At 63.3% G+C, this 13689-nt stretch carries 11 protein-coding genes; 7 read left to right on the forward strand and 4 right to left on the reverse strand.

Annotated features, from left to right (window positions below):
- Positions 1 to 68 precede the first annotated feature (68 nt).
- From AC1DYC_RS24420 to AC1DYC_RS24445, 6 genes are all read left to right on the forward strand, one after another.
- Positions 69 to 836, forward strand: a complete 768-nt coding sequence (locus AC1DYC_RS24420) for an N-acyl amino acid synthase FeeM domain-containing protein (RefSeq protein WP_477410348.1) — start codon at positions 69 to 71, stop codon at positions 834 to 836.
- Between the two features lie 102 nt (positions 837 to 938).
- A complete protein-coding gene (locus AC1DYC_RS24425; RefSeq protein WP_080680904.1) occupies positions 939 to 1088 on the forward strand; it encodes a DUF3096 domain-containing protein in 150 nt (49 codons plus the stop codon).
- A gap of 270 nt (positions 1089 to 1358) precedes the next feature.
- Entirely contained in the window at positions 1359 to 1583 is a 225-nt protein-coding gene (locus AC1DYC_RS24430; RefSeq protein WP_477410349.1) for an aa3-type cytochrome c oxidase subunit IV, read from the forward strand.
- Positions 1584 to 1664: 81 nt separating this feature from the next.
- The gene (locus tag AC1DYC_RS24435) at positions 1665 to 2912 is read left to right on the forward strand and encodes a Re/Si-specific NAD(P)(+) transhydrogenase subunit alpha (RefSeq protein WP_477410350.1); all 1248 of its coding nucleotides are present in this window, start codon (positions 1665 to 1667) and stop codon (positions 2910 to 2912) included.
- Positions 2912 to 3337: a proton-translocating transhydrogenase family protein gene (locus tag AC1DYC_RS24440; RefSeq protein ID WP_477308766.1), complete on the forward strand. Its 426-nt coding sequence runs from the start codon at positions 2912 to 2914 to the stop codon at positions 3335 to 3337. Before AC1DYC_RS24435 ends, AC1DYC_RS24440 begins: the two co-directional genes overlap by 1 nt.
- Positions 3338 to 3343: 6 nt before the next feature.
- Positions 3344 to 4741, forward strand: coding sequence for an NAD(P)(+) transhydrogenase (Re/Si-specific) subunit beta (locus tag AC1DYC_RS24445; protein WP_477410351.1), 1398 nt, complete (start codon positions 3344 to 3346; stop codon positions 4739 to 4741).
- Between the two features lie 95 nt (positions 4742 to 4836).
- Here the strand turns inward: AC1DYC_RS24445 and AC1DYC_RS24450 are convergent, their stop codons facing one another.
- On the reverse strand, positions 4837 to 5745 hold the full coding sequence (locus tag AC1DYC_RS24450; protein ID WP_477308770.1) for a hypothetical protein: 909 nt from the start codon (positions 5743 to 5745) through the stop codon (positions 4837 to 4839).
- Positions 5746 to 6091: 346 nt separating this feature from the next.
- On the opposite strand from AC1DYC_RS24450, the gene AC1DYC_RS24455 reads away from it, so the two are divergent.
- Positions 6092 to 7561, forward strand: coding sequence for a hypothetical protein (locus AC1DYC_RS24455; protein ID WP_477410352.1), 1470 nt, complete (start codon positions 6092 to 6094; stop codon positions 7559 to 7561).
- A 29-nt stretch (positions 7562 to 7590) separates the two neighbouring features.
- Here AC1DYC_RS24455 and gyrB read toward each other — a convergent pair whose 3' ends face one another.
- From gyrB to AC1DYC_RS24470, 3 genes are all read right to left on the reverse strand, one after another.
- Positions 7591 to 10062, reverse strand: coding sequence for a DNA topoisomerase (ATP-hydrolyzing) subunit B (gyrB, locus tag AC1DYC_RS24460; RefSeq protein ID WP_477410353.1), 2472 nt, complete (start codon positions 10060 to 10062; stop codon positions 7591 to 7593).
- Positions 10063 to 10207: 145 nt separating this feature from the next.
- The gene (locus AC1DYC_RS24465; protein WP_477410354.1) at positions 10208 to 12838 is read right to left on the reverse strand and encodes a caspase family protein; all 2631 of its coding nucleotides are present in this window, start codon (positions 12836 to 12838) and stop codon (positions 10208 to 10210) included.
- Between the two features lie 89 nt (positions 12839 to 12927).
- Positions 12928 to 13497, reverse strand: coding sequence for an NADPH-dependent FMN reductase (locus AC1DYC_RS24470; protein WP_477410355.1), 570 nt, complete (start codon positions 13495 to 13497; stop codon positions 12928 to 12930).
- Positions 13498 to 13689 lie beyond the last annotated feature (192 nt).

Below are 13689 nucleotides of genomic sequence, written 5' to 3' on the forward strand. Positions count from 1 at the left end.
TTAAGTTTCATCTTCTTGTTCCTTCGGTCGTCCGGTATTGTTCTCCTGCGGCGGTACGAGGGGAAGTAATGGACACTCATCAGTCAGGCCTGCCTTCGGGCACGGCGGTCAAATCCGAGCCGATTTCACTGTTCGCCCGCAATGTGCTCGACGTTCTGGAGCGCATCGAATACCGGCGCTGCGAAAGCGGCGAGGACCTCGAAGCGGTCTACCGGCTGCGCTACAAGGCTTTTCACACGCACGGCCTGCTTGACACCATCGTCGAACAGAAGCTCGCCGATCATCTTGACGAGGCGCGCAATTGCTACTGCTTCGGCGTCTTCATGGACGGCGAGCTGGTCAGCACCGTCAGGCTCCACCACCTGACCCGCGAGAGCCCCGAGGCGCCGATCATGACGGTTTTCGGCGACCGGCTGCTGCTGCGGCTGGCACGCGGCGAAACCTTCATCGACCCGAGCCGGCTGGCGATCGATCCGCAAATGTCGTCGGCCCACCGGGCCCTGCCCTATGTCACGCTGAGGCTGGCTGTCATCGCCAACACCTTCTTCAACGCCACCAGCTGCATTTCGATGATCCGCGAAGAGCACACGGCGTTCTACCATCGCATCTTCGGTTCGGTGCAGGTCGGCGAACCGCGCCTCTATCCGCCTTTCACCATGCCGATCTTCTTCTATGAATCGATCTGCGAGCAGAACATGGCGCCGACGCTGCACCGCTTCCCCTTCTTCCAGTCGACGGCGCTGGAGCGGCGCATGCTGTTTGCCAAGGCGCCGGCCGGCGAGCTCGCGCCGCTGACCATTCTGCCCACCGCCAAATATATCCGCGAAGCAGCGTAATTCAGCCAAGCCTGCGCAATTTAGCGCGGTGTGAGGAGCTTTCCGGCCGCTTCGGCGTTCTGGATGATGCGACTCCGACGCGCCCATCGAAAGGAACCCGACATGCACATTTCCCAGCTCGCGCTCACCCCGCTGATCTCGCTGATCGCCGGCGTGCTAATCCTGGTGATGCCGCGGCTCCTCAACTACATCGTCGCGCTCTATCTGATCGTTGTCGGACTGCTCGGCCTGTTCCCGCATCTCGCCGGCTGAACCCCGCGAAATCCTCAACCTTCGACGGAGGCCGGCGGCGTGCCTAAAGCGCGTCGCGCAGAAGCGGATTCACGCGACGCGCGTTAGGTCCTTGTTTTGATGCATGTCGCTATCCCAGAACCGCTGCACACTTCTGGGCGACATGCATTAGATCGCCGGCTTTCAACATTCCTTTGAGGCTGTTGTCACTGGTCGTGCGGCAATAGCGCCATTGCTCTTGGCCCGGCTTTTCGCTATGTGCCTCAAAGATGTCTTCGAAGGGGTATTCCTATGGCTGATCACACGCCGACCGGTCCTGTCGAACTGGGCGCGAAGATGGATTATGCGGAGCACGACCGCACCTATCACGGCTTTCTGGCGCTGGCCAAATACGGTTCGCTGTTTTGCGGCGCCCTGCTCCTGGCCATGGCTTTCGGCTTCTTTGCAGGCGGCTTCTTCTCGGCGGTCATCTTGTTCGTGCTGATCCTGGCCGTCGGCGCCTTCATTCTCCGATAGACTTTCAGACCCTTTGCCGGAAGGCCGCCGGACTCCGGCCGCCATGTTGCGCAAACAGGTTCCAGCCGAAAGGATCATGCGGTGGGGCAGACGGTTTTCATCCCTCGTGAGCTCGACGCCAACGAGCCGCGTGTTGCTGCTTCGCCCGATACGGTGAAGCGACTTGCGGCGTTGGGGTTGGACGTGATCGTCGAGACCGGCGCCGGCACTAGGTCGCGCATTCCCGACGAGGAATTTGCCAAGGCAGGTGCCGCGATCGGCAAGGCTGCGGATGCGGGCCGGGCGGATGTGGTGCTGAAGGTGCGCCGTCCCACGGATGCCGAGCTGAAGGGCTACAAATCGGGTGCGGCGGTCATCGCCATCATGGATCCTTATGGCAACGATGCGGCGATAGCTGCCCTTGCCAAGGCCGGCGTCACCGCCTTCTCGATGGAGTTCATGCCGCGCATTACCCGCGCCCAATCGATGGACGTCCTGTCCAGCCAGGCGAACCTTGCCGGCTACCAGGCAGTGATCGACGGCGCATCGGAATATGACCGGGCGCTGCCGATGATGATGACGGCGGCAGGCACGGTGCCGGCGGCGAAGATCTTCATCATGGGCGTCGGCGTCGCCGGCCTGCAGGCGATCGCCACCGCGCGCCGGCTGGGTGCGGTCGTCACCGCCACCGACGTGCGACCAGCCGCCAAGGAACAGGTGGCATCGCTCGGCGCAAAGTTCCTCGCCGTCGAGGACGAGGAGTTCAAGGCGGCCGAGACCGCCGGCGGCTACGCCAAGGAAATGTCGAAGGAATATCAGGCCAAGCAGGCTGCGCTCACCGCCGAGCACATCGCCAAGCAGGACATCGTCATCACCACGGCGCTGATCCCCGGCCGGCCGGCGCCGAAGCTGGTGTCGGCAGCGATGGTCGCCTTGATGAAGCCGGGCTCGGTGCTCGTCGACCTTGCCGTCGAGCGCGGCGGCAATGTCGAAGGCGCGGTCCCAGGTCAGGTGGTGACCACGGCCAACGGCGTAAAAATCGTCGGACACCTCAATGTGCCCGGCCGCGTCGCCGCATCGGCCTCGCTGCTTTACGCCCGCAACCTGTTCGCTTTCGTGGAAACACTGGTCGACAAGACCACCAAGACGCTCGCCATCAACCGCGACGATGACCTGGTCAAGGCAACGATGCTGACGGACGGCGGCAAGGTTGTGCATCCGGCCTTCGCCAAGGCGGCGGTTGAGCCCCATGTCGAACCGGCGGCTATCCCGGCCAAGACCATGGTCGCCGATGCCGCGCCAAAGAAGGCCGCGCCGAAAAAAGCCGCCAAGCCGAAGGGGATCGCGTGATGGATCAGACCTTGCAGAAAGCCCTCGACCAGCTTGATCAGGCAAGTGCCGCCGTCCGCCTGGCGGTGCAGAACCTGGCCAACGCGCCTGGCGGCGCCGATGCGGCGGGCGATGCCGCGCACGCACTGTCCGGCGGCGCCATCGATCCCTTCGTCTTTCGCTTTGCCATTTTCATTCTGGCGATCTTCGTCGGCTATTACGTCGTCTGGTCGGTGACGCCGGCGTTGCACACGCCGCTGATGGCCGTCACCAACGCCATCTCCTCGGTCATTGTCGTCGGCGCGCTGCTGGCCGTCGGCATCTCGGCGTCGGGCATTGCGACCGGCTTCGGCTTCGTCGCGCTGATGCTGGTCTCGGTCAACATTTTCGGCGGCTTTCTCGTCACCCAGCGCATGCTGGCGATGTACAAGAAGAAGGACAAGTAGAGCGCCATGAACGCCAACTTTGCGTCCTTCCTTTATCTGGTCTCCGGCGTGCTGTTCATCATGGCGCTGCGCGGCCTGTCGCATCCGACCACCAGCCGCCAGGGCAATCTCTACGGCATGATCGGCATGGGCATCGCCATTGCCACCACTCTGGCGCTGGCTACCCCGTCAGCCGGGCGCTTCGGGCTGATCGTGCTTGGTCTGGCCATCGGTGGCGGCGTCGGCGCCGTCACTGCGCGCCGCATCGCCATGACCTCGATGCCGCAGCTGGTCGCCGCCTTCCACTCGCTGGTCGGCCTTGCCGCGGTGATGGTGGCGGCCGCCGCCATCTACGCACCGGAAAGCTTTGGCATCGGCACCAATGGCGACATCCACGCCCAGGCGCTGATCGAGATGAGCCTTGGCGTCGCCATCGGCGCCATCACCTTCACCGGCTCGGTCATCGCCTTCCTGAAGCTCGACGGACGCATGTCGGGCAAGCCGATCATGATCGGCGGCCGCCACATCATCAACGCCGCCCTCGGCATCGCGCTGATCGTGCTGATCGTGCTTCTGGTCACCACCGAGGCCAAGCTGGTGTTCTGGCTGATCGTCGCCGCGTCGCTGCTGCTCGGCGTGCTGCTGATCATCCCGATCGGCGGCGCCGACATGCCGGTCGTCGTGTCGATGCTGAATTCCTATTCCGGCTGGGCGGCAGCCGCCCTCGGCTTCACGCTCGGCAATCTGGCGCTGATCATCACCGGCGCGCTGGTCGGCTCGTCCGGCGCCATCCTGTCCTACATCATGTGCAAGGGCATGAACCGGTCGTTCATTTCGGTCATTCTCGGCGGCTTCGGCGGCGAGACCGCGGCAGCCGCCGACGACGGCATCGAGCGCACGGTCAAGCAGGGCTCGGCCGACGATGCCGCCTATTTGATGATGAACGCGCAGAAGGTCATCATCGTGCCGGGTTACGGCATGGCGGTCGCCCAGGCGCAGCATGCGCTGCGCGAAATGGCCGACAAGCTGAAGGCCAATGGCGTCGACGTGAAATACGCCATCCATCCGGTCGCCGGCCGCATGCCCGGCCACATGAACGTGCTGCTCGCCGAAGCCAACGTGCCCTATGACGAGGTGTTCGAGCTGGAAGACATCAATTCCGAGTTCGCGCAGGCCGATGTCGCCTATGTCATCGGCGCCAATGACGTCACCAATCCATCCGCCCGCGACGACAAGTCGTCGACGATCTACGGCATGCCGATCCTCGATGTCGACAAGGCGCGCACCTGCCTGTTCGTCAAGCGCTCGCTCGGCTCCGGCTATGCCGGCATCGACAACACGCTGTTCTACAAGGACGGCACCATGATGCTGCTCGGCGACGCCAAGAAGATGACCGAGGAAATCGTCAAGGCGATGGATCACTGATCCCGCCGCAACCTTCCACGGGAAGGTTGTCGGTCCATGCATCGGAATCGAAAAGCCCGGCTTCGTGCCGGGCCTTTTTATGTTGAACGGGCGGTTCAGCGGTTGGTCAGGAAAACCGCTTCCTCGTCATCGCGCTGCCTGCCGCCAAGTGCGGCCGCAGCACTGGCGATAAAGGCGCCGATGACCAGCGACAGGGCGCCGAGCAGGGCGAACGTGGCGCTGCCTTTCCTGGCGGTGTCGGCGGCCTGCTTTGCCTTGACCTTGGCGTCCTCGACCTTGGCCACCAGCGCATCGACACGCGCCTTGGCGTCGGCCTCCGAGAGACCGGTGCGGGCGGCGACCAGCTGCGACAGATAGGTCCTGTCGTCAGCCGAAATCTCGCCTGCAGCGGCACTGGCGATCAGGATGCGCGAGGCCTGTCCGACCGCCGCAGCGTCGCTGTCCGGATTGGCCGCCGCGAGCTTGGTGGCATCGGCGGGCCGGAACAGCGAATCCACGAGATAGGAGGTCGCATTGTCGGCGCCGACGTTGGCAGACGCGCCGGCCGATGCACCCATGGCGGCGCCCGACGCCACAGTCGAAGCCGCCTGCACACCCGACCCGATCACAGCAGACAGCGCCGAACCGAGCACGCCTACGACCAGCAAGGTTGCCAATGCCCAGGCGAGGAAGCCGTGCGCGGTGTCGCGGAAATAGACCTCGTCAGTGTGGATGCCGACCCATTTGGTCCGGAGCCGTCCGGCAAGATAGCCACCGACGCCGGAGGACAGCCACTGCACGATGACCAGCCAGATGGCGCCGGACACCGCGAAGGTGGTGAGTGAGGCGCCGGAACCCGACCATGGCGAGACCATGGTGAGCCCCAGCCCCGAGCCGAGCAGCATGAGGATAAAGGTCAGCGTCGACGCCGCGAAGGCGCCGGCGATGATCGGCCCCCAGCTGACGGCCGTGGCGGAGGATTCTTCTGAAGCGGATAGGTCGATAGCCGATACGGTGGGCTGCATCGACGCCCCCTACCGTACGAACAGCATGATGAGAATGATGATCGGGATCGGTATACCGAGCAACCAGAGCAAAATACCACGTCCCATGAAAGCCTCCTTCGAGAGAAATTGTGATCGATGGTTTCACAATGTCTTGCTGCGACTTCCGTTCCGGCGGGAAATGAAATGATTTTGTTTGCCGACGATGGAACTATTTTCCACGTCAGCGCGTGCCAAGGTGCCAAAACTGTGGATTGGCCCTTGATGATCCGACATGGCTGCAGCGGGCTGTTGGCCAGAGGCGGGTTCGGGGCTAGCATGACGAAATCCAGCCGTATCGACGGGATTGCCGTTAACGGAGACGTTGGTGCCCAAAGCTGTCGCATCGCCGGCTTCCAAAGAAGCGCCGCCCAGCCAGGCGGTGGTGATCGTGCATGGCATGGGCGAGCAGCGGCCGATGGATACGCTGCGCGGCTTTGTCCAAGCGGTCTGGAGCGGTGACCCCAGCCGCGCTCCGCCTTACGCCCAGATCCCTGATCCAGACAGTCCCGGCGCCACGATCAACCAGAGCTGGATTACGCCCGACAGCAGGACCAAGTCGCACGAGCTGCGCCGCATCACCACGCCTTACGATGTCGAGGGACGCCGCACCGATTTCTACGAACTCTATTGGGCCGACATCACGCAGGGCACGACGCGCGGCCGGCTCGCCGCCTGGGTGACGAACCTGTTGTGGCGCAAGCCCGCCGACATCCCGCCCGACGCCCGCAAGCTTTATGTCGCCACGCTTTTGATCGTCATCCTCATTCTCGGCGCGGCGCTTGTGCTGGCGCTGTCAGTCTCCTTGACCACCAGCCTCGTGGTCACCGCTCTCGCCTCGGTCGTCATCTGGGCAGTGGACCAGTTCGCTCTTCCCTATTTCGGCGACGTCGCGGCCTATGTGCGGGCGGAGGCCGCAACCGTCGAAAAGCGCGCCTTGATCCGTGATAGAGGCCTGACGCTGCTCAAGACACTTATGGAAGACAAGCGCTACGATCGCATCGTGCTGGTCTCGCACAGCCTGGGATCGATCATCGCCTATGACCTGCTGCAGATATTGTGGGCCGAGTTCCGGCCGCGAAAACTGGAAGCTGTCCGCGACAAGGCGAAACTGGAAGCGGTCGAGGCCATCGACAAGGCAACGCTCGGTTCCGATGGTTCAACGTGGCCCACGGGGATCAACGATCTCGCCGGTTTTCGACGGGGACAGTGGGAGCTGTACCGGCAGCTCCGGACCAAGGACGCCGACCATCCGTTGCCGTGGAAGATCAGCGATTTCGTCACGCTTGGCAGTCCGCTCTCGCACAGCGAGTTTCTGGTGACCTACAATCTCGCCGAATTCCGGCGCGGCCTCGCCGAGCGGCTGTTCTCGGCCTGCCCGCCGATTGCCGATGGCGGGCAGGCCGGCGGCACCGTGCTTTATCAGGAAGGACACAGCCCCGCTGGCCAGGTGCTGCGCGCGGTGCATCATGGTGCGGTGTTTGCGGCAACGCGCTGGACCAACGTCTTCGACCGCGGCAATGGCTGGCTGACCGGCGATCCGATCTCCGGACCAATGACGGAAAATTTCGGCCCCGGCGTCGAAAACATCCAGGTCGAGCTGCGCAGCGCGCTCGGCCGTGTCTTCACCCACACGCTTTATTGGTCATTGGCGGCAAAAGGAGACGAGGTCGCCCCGCAGGCGGGCGCAGCGCGGCGCTCGCATCTGCAAGTGCTGCGCGACGCTGTCGACCTCGGCCGCAGGCTGGAGCCAAGTGCCGGTGCCAAGTCAAAGGCTGCGCCTAACACCGAAGCGTAGGTCCGGCCGCAACGCGCCCTAACAAGCCCTCAGATATCCAGATTGGCGACCGACAGCGCATTGTCCTGGATGAATTCGCGCCGTGGTTCGACCTCGTCGCCCATCAGCCGCGAAAACAAACTGTCAGCATCGGTCGCGTCATTGACCTTGACCTGCAGCAGCGAGCGCACATTCGGGTCGAGCGTGGTTTCCCACAGCTGCTCGGCATTCATTTCGCCAAGGCCCTTGTAGCGCTGCATGGTCAGGCCCTTGCGGCCGGTCGCAAACACCGCGTTGAGCAGCGCTAGCGGCCCCGAAATGGTTTCCGAGACATCCTTGCGGCGCAGCACCGGCGGTTCGCCATAGACCTCGGTGAGGCGCGGCGCATAGCGATCGAGCTGGCGTGCGTCGGCCGAATTGATCAGCCCGGCGTCGATCTGCGCAAATTCCTTGACGCTGCGCACCGTGCGCTCGAAGACATAACCGCCGACGCCTTCATTGGAGGTCGACAGCCGGCCGGTCCAGCCGCGCTCGGTGTCCTCGGCAATGATGTCGAGGCGTTGGGCGACGCGTTCGGCCATGGCGTTGGCGCGGCCGAGGTCGTTGAGCACATCGGCATTGAGCGCGCCGGCAATCGCCGCCTGCTCGACCACGCCCCTGTTGTAGCGCGTGTGCAGCCCGTTGATCAGCTGGCGCACCGCCAGTGCATCGTCGATGGAGCCGCGCAGATCCTGTCCGGCCCGCGCCTCGCCGGAGGCCAACGTCAGCGACGCCTCTTCCAGCCCGGAGCCGATCAGGAACTCCTCGAAGGCGCTCTCGTCCTTGATGTATTGCGAGCTTTTTCCGCGCGTCACCTTGTAGAGCGGCGGCTGGGCGATGTAGAGATGGCCGCGCTCGATCAGCTCCGGCATCTGCCGGAAGAAGAAGGTCAACAGCAAGGTCCTGATATGGGCGCCGTCGACGTCGGCGTCGGTCATCAGGATGATCTTGTGGTAGCGCAATTTGTCGGCGTTGAACTCGTCCTTGCCGATCGAGGTGCCGAGCGCGGTGATCAGCGTGCCAATCATCTCGGAGCCGAGCATGCGGTCGAAGCGGGCGCGCTCGACATTGAGGATCTTGCCGCGCAACGGCAGGATCGCCTGGTTCTGCCGCGAACGGCCGCCCTTGGCCGAGCCGCCGGCCGAATCACCCTCGACGATGAAGATTTCGGATTTCGCCGGGTCGCGTTCCTGGCAGTCGGCCAGCTTGCCGGGCAGCGAGGTGACGCCGAGCGAACTCTTGCGGGTGATGTCGCGCGCCTTGCGTGCGGCTTCGCGCGCCGCGGCCGCCTGGATCACCTTGTCGATGACCACCTTGCCTTCGGTCGGGTGCTCTTCCAGCCAGGTGCCGAGCGCCTCGTTGACCAGGCCTTCGACCACCGGGCGCACCTCGGACGAGACCAGCTTGTCCTTGGTCTGCGAGGAGAATTTCGGGTCGGGAACCTTGACCGACAGCACCGCCGTCAGCCCTTCACGGCAATCGTCGCCGATCAGCGCCACCTTTTCCTTCTTGGTCAGGCCGGAGGACTCGCCGTAGCCGGTGATCTGGCGCGTCAAGGCGCCCCGGAAGCCGGCCAGATGGGTGCCGCCATCGCGCTGCGGGATGTTGTTGGTGAAGGCCAGCACGTTCTCGTGGTAGCTGTCGTTCCACCACATCGCCACTTCGACGGTGATGCCGTCGCGCTCGGCCTTGATGGCGATCGGCTTGTCGATCAGCGGCTTCTTGACCCGGTCGAGATATTTGACGAACTCTTCCAGGCCGCCATCATAGTGCAGCTCATGGCGCACGAGGTCGGCATGGCGGGCATCGGTCAAAATGATGCGCACGCCGGAATTCAGGAAGGCGAGTTCGCGCAGCCGGTGTTCCAGCGTACCGAAATCGAACTCGACCATGGTGAAGGTCTCGGACGACGGAAAGAAGGTGATTTCGGAGCCGCTGCGGCCTTCGTAGGTGCCGGGCTGCTTGTCCTGTTCATAGCTGCCGGTGGCCTTGAGCGGCGCGTCGGAATTGCCATGCGTGAAGCTCATTTCGAAAATCTGGCCGTTGCGGCGGATTTTCAGCTTCAGCCAGGCCGACAGCGCGTTGACCACCGAGACGCCGACGCCATGCAGGCCGCCGGACACCTTGTAGGAATTCTGGTCGAATTTGCCGCCGGCATGCAGCTGCGTCATGATCACTTCGGCCGCCGAAATGCCTTCGCCGGTGTGGATATCGGTCGGAATTCCGCGCCCATTGTCGATAACTGTGACCGAACCATCGGGATTAAGCGTCACCGTCACCAGGTCGGCATGGCCGGCCAGCGCCTCGTCGATGGCGTTGTCGACCACCTCATAGACCATGTGATGCAGGCCCGAGCCGTCGTCGGTGTCGCCGATATACATGCCCGGCCGCTTGCGGACGGCGTCCAACCCCTTCAAAACCTTGATGGAATCGGCGCCGTATTCGGCTTCGGCGCCGTTGGTGTTGTCGCTCTGATCGCTCATGAAAACCTGTTGTCTAGATGCCGCTTGTACAGCGCGAAAAATCGGCCCCGAATCGCGCCTCTGATATTGGTTAGATATAGGCGCTAAAGGCGGTTTTTCCAAGGTTTGCGGGGATTTCGAGGCCGAATCCCCAGCCGGCAGCCGGCTATTTTTTTCGAGCGCCGAGTTTGGCCAGAAGGCCGCGTAGATATTTGATCGTGGGTTTGTCCCTCGGCGCCAGCCGCCCGGTGCGATCGAGCTCCAATGTGATGTTCAACGCCTTGGTCAGCGCCGCCTTCGGATCCTTCGCCACATAGGCGTAGTTGATGTAGGCCTGCACGAGATCGAATTGCCAGATCGCATTGTCCGGATCGGACTGAGCGAGCTTCTGGCGAATGCCGAGGCTGGCTTCGAAGGCGTTCTTGGAGCCCTCGAAGTGCCGTTGCTTGGTTTCCAGCAAGCCGATTTCCTCGAACGTGATCGACAGATCGCGTTGCCAGTCGGAATTGGCAGGGTCGAGCTTGGCCAACCGGTCTGCAATGGCAAGGCTATCCTGATAGTTTTGCAATGCCCCGCTGACATCACCCTGGGCGTTGAGCACACCGGCAACCTTTTCCAGGCTGACCGACAGGTCACGCTGCCAATCGGTGTTTCCAGGGTCGCTCGCGGCAAGCTCGTGCGCTATGGCCAATGCCTGCTGATAGGACTCCAGTGCCGGCTGCCAATCCTTCTGGTCGCTGAGCGCATTGCCGATCTTGGCGTAGCCGACCGACAGGTCGCGCTTCAAATCGGTATCGTTGGGGTCGCGGCGCGCCAGCGCTTCGGCGATCGCCTGGTTTTTGTTGTAGGCTGCCAAAGCGCCGGCAGGGTCGCCACGCTGGCGCATGACGTCGCCGATCCTGGTGTAGCTGACGGAGACGGCGCGCTGGTGCTCAGGGTCGTCGGGTTTGTTGTCAGCCAGCGCCAGCCGAATTCTAAGGCTCTCTTCAAATGCCGTCTGGGCGCCATCCAGCTGGCCAGCGGTACGCGCAAGATCGCCAATCTCATCATAGGTAATGGTCAGGTCGCGCAGCAGATAGACGCTGTTCGGCTCCGCGTCGGCCAATTGCTGCTTGAGCGACAGGCTCTGCTGATAGGCTTGGGCTGCCGCACCCACATCGCCTTGTGTCGCCAGTACATTGCCGATCTTGTCATTGGCCATGGCCAGATCGCCGAGCCAGTGCTTCTTGTCCGGCGCGTCTGTGGTCAGGCCCTGCAGCATGTCCCTGGCCGCCACATAATGTTCCAGCGAGGCCGGCAGGTCGCCTTGCGCCATCTTGATGTTGGCGAGCTTGATATGGCTGATGGCGAGATCGCGTTTGACGCTTGGATCGGTTTCCTGACGCGACCGCTGCTCGAGATTGGCCAGCAGCGCGCTGAAGGCGCGGCCGGCTGCTTCGACATTGCCGACCGTCGTATAGAGGATACCGAGTTCCTCCAGCGTGCGGCTCTGGCGGTCGGCCTGTTCCAGGCTGAGCGAGGTCTGTCCGGCCTCGCCATAGAGTGCCAGCACCGATTCATAGTCGCTGATGGCAGTCGCGTAATCCAGGCTGGCGCGTGCCGCCCCGCCTGACAGAAAGCGCGTTGCGGCCTCGGAAAGGGTGCGGCTGACGAATTTGGACTTCAATGTGGTGCGCGAGACATTGTCGATGTCGGCGGCCTTGGCAAGGATCACGCGTGCGCCATCGAAAGCGCCAAGCGACAGTTGCTCCTCGGCCTGGCGGCGCAGTTCGGTCACCTTCGGATCGTCGGCGGCGAGCGTCTTCATCTCGCCCTGCACCTTGACGAAGGCATCGGCCGCCTCGCGCAGCTTGGCGTCCAGGCTCTCGCCGGAGAGGTGGCTGGTATCGGTGCTGATCAGCGCGCCATAGAGCGGCGCCAGCGGCATGTCGGCGTCGCTGGCGATCCGTTCGACCGCGCCACGCATTTCCGGCGTCACATCGGCCATGGCGAGCAGCAGGCGTTCGCGCTCCGGCAATTGCTCCTTGGCCGCCGAGGCAAAGAACAGTTTTGGCAGTCCGTTTTCGACATAGGGCAATTGCTTGCCGCGGCTGAGGTCATAGACCTCCTGCTGCACCAGGGTCAGCACCGAGCGTATCTCAAGCCCGTCGGTGCCGAGATATTTGGTCAGCGCCGCCGTGAAGGGTGAATTCGCGCCGGTTCCGTCCGCGGCTGTCTCGCCAGGTGCGGCCGAAAAGGCGAACAGGATGTTTTCCGCCTTGCCGATGCGGCCGAGGCCAGGCTTGACCTTATCGACCAGATCCTTGATCAGCGATGCCGCGCCGCGTCCTTCGCCACCGCCACCCGTGAACGGATCGCTGCGGCAGGCATCGAGCACGATCAGCCCGACCTTGGCGGTGGCGGCAACGGCATCGCGCACCTCTTCCAGCGGCAGGCTGGTCTTCTCGAGTTGGTCGAGCGAGGAGGCGTCGGCGTCGACCGGCAACAACCGGTTGTCGCCGGAGATTTCGACGCCATGGCCGGAGAAATACACCAGCGCCACGTCGGCGCCCTTGGCGTCCTCGCGAAAATCGTCCAACGCACGGCGCATGCGCCGCAGATCCCGATTGGTTTCGAGCACGACTTCGAAGCCGAGCTTCTTCAGCGCCGCTTCCATCGCCTCGCCATCATTGACCGGATTGGAGAGCTTCCGCACCAGCCGATAGTCGTCATCGGCAAGGACCAGCGCCACGCGCCGCTCCGCCACCGCGGTTGCGGTGGTCGCAAGCATCAGCAGCAAGGCAAACAAAAACCGCAAGTCGAACCGCCCCCGGCTCAGTCACCTGCCAACCATTCCACCTCTTTATGGCATGAGCAAGCCGGGCTTCCGGCCGAAAACCGGCTGCTTTACGCCGCCCGCATCGGCTTCAGCGCTTCGCTCCAGCGCGACAGTTCATCCAGCATGGCTTTGGTGCCGCCCTGCACCTGCTCGCTGGCCTTGAAGGGGCCGTCGCTCTCCAGCAGCTTTTGATACAGTGGCAGCGCGACGCCTTCAGGGATCGGCATGATACCGACCGAGGTCAGCAGCGGCTTCAGCGCCTGCGCGGCGCGCAGGCCGCCGGAGACGCCGCCATAGCTGAAGATGGCAGCCGGCTTGTATTTCCATTCGCGGAGGAGGTAGTCGATCGCGTTGACGATCGCCGGCGCGACGAAATAATTGTACTCCGGCGCCACGAACACAAAGGCGTCGGCGGCATCGATGGCCTTCGACCAGGCTTTGGTGTGGTCGTTCTGATAATTGCCGAGCCTGGGGTGGTGCGGTTCGTCCAGGACCGGCAGCTGGAATGCGGCAATGTCGGTCAGCACCGGTTCGAATTTGCCGTGTTCGCGCGCAAAACCCTCCAGCCAGTGGGCAAAGACCGGACCGGCACGGCCGGGCCGCGTGCTGCCGATGATGATGTTCAGCTGATGCTTCAAGGCGGGGTCTCCTGGGCGGTTGGCAGTATCTGTTGGTGACTGTCACTACGGCAGAATTGCCCGGATGGACAAGGCGCAAGCGTTTCACAGGCGGTCACGATCCGATGAACACACTGTCGAAGCATACCTGCGCTGCCACGTTTCGGCTTGCCCTTCGGTCACATGGACGCCTGGATTGCCAGCCACTACATT

Source organism: Mesorhizobium sp. P2_E7 (assembly GCF_056403855.1).

Excerpts from the sequence above, each read along its gene's own strand:
- AC1DYC_RS24420 (WP_477410348.1), top strand. The coding sequence starts at position 69 with ATGGACACTCATCAGTCAGGCCTGCCTTCGGGCACGGCGGTCAAATCC.
- AC1DYC_RS24425 (WP_080680904.1), top strand. The coding sequence starts at position 939 with ATGCACATTTCCCAGCTCGCGCTCACCCCGCTGATCTCGCTGATCGCC.
- AC1DYC_RS24430 (WP_477410349.1), top strand. The coding sequence starts at position 1,359 with ATGGCTGATCACACGCCGACCGGTCCTGTCGAACTGGGCGCGAAGATG.
- AC1DYC_RS24440 (WP_477308766.1), top strand. The coding sequence starts at position 2,912 with ATGGATCAGACCTTGCAGAAAGCCCTCGACCAGCTTGATCAGGCAAGT.
- AC1DYC_RS24445 (WP_477410351.1), top strand. The coding sequence starts at position 3,344 with ATGAACGCCAACTTTGCGTCCTTCCTTTATCTGGTCTCCGGCGTGCTG.
- AC1DYC_RS24450 (WP_477308770.1), bottom strand. The coding sequence starts at position 5,745 with ATGCAGCCCACCGTATCGGCTATCGACCTATCCGCTTCAGAAGAATCC.
- gyrB (WP_477410353.1), bottom strand. The coding sequence starts at position 10,062 with ATGAGCGATCAGAGCGACAACACCAACGGCGCCGAAGCCGAATACGGC.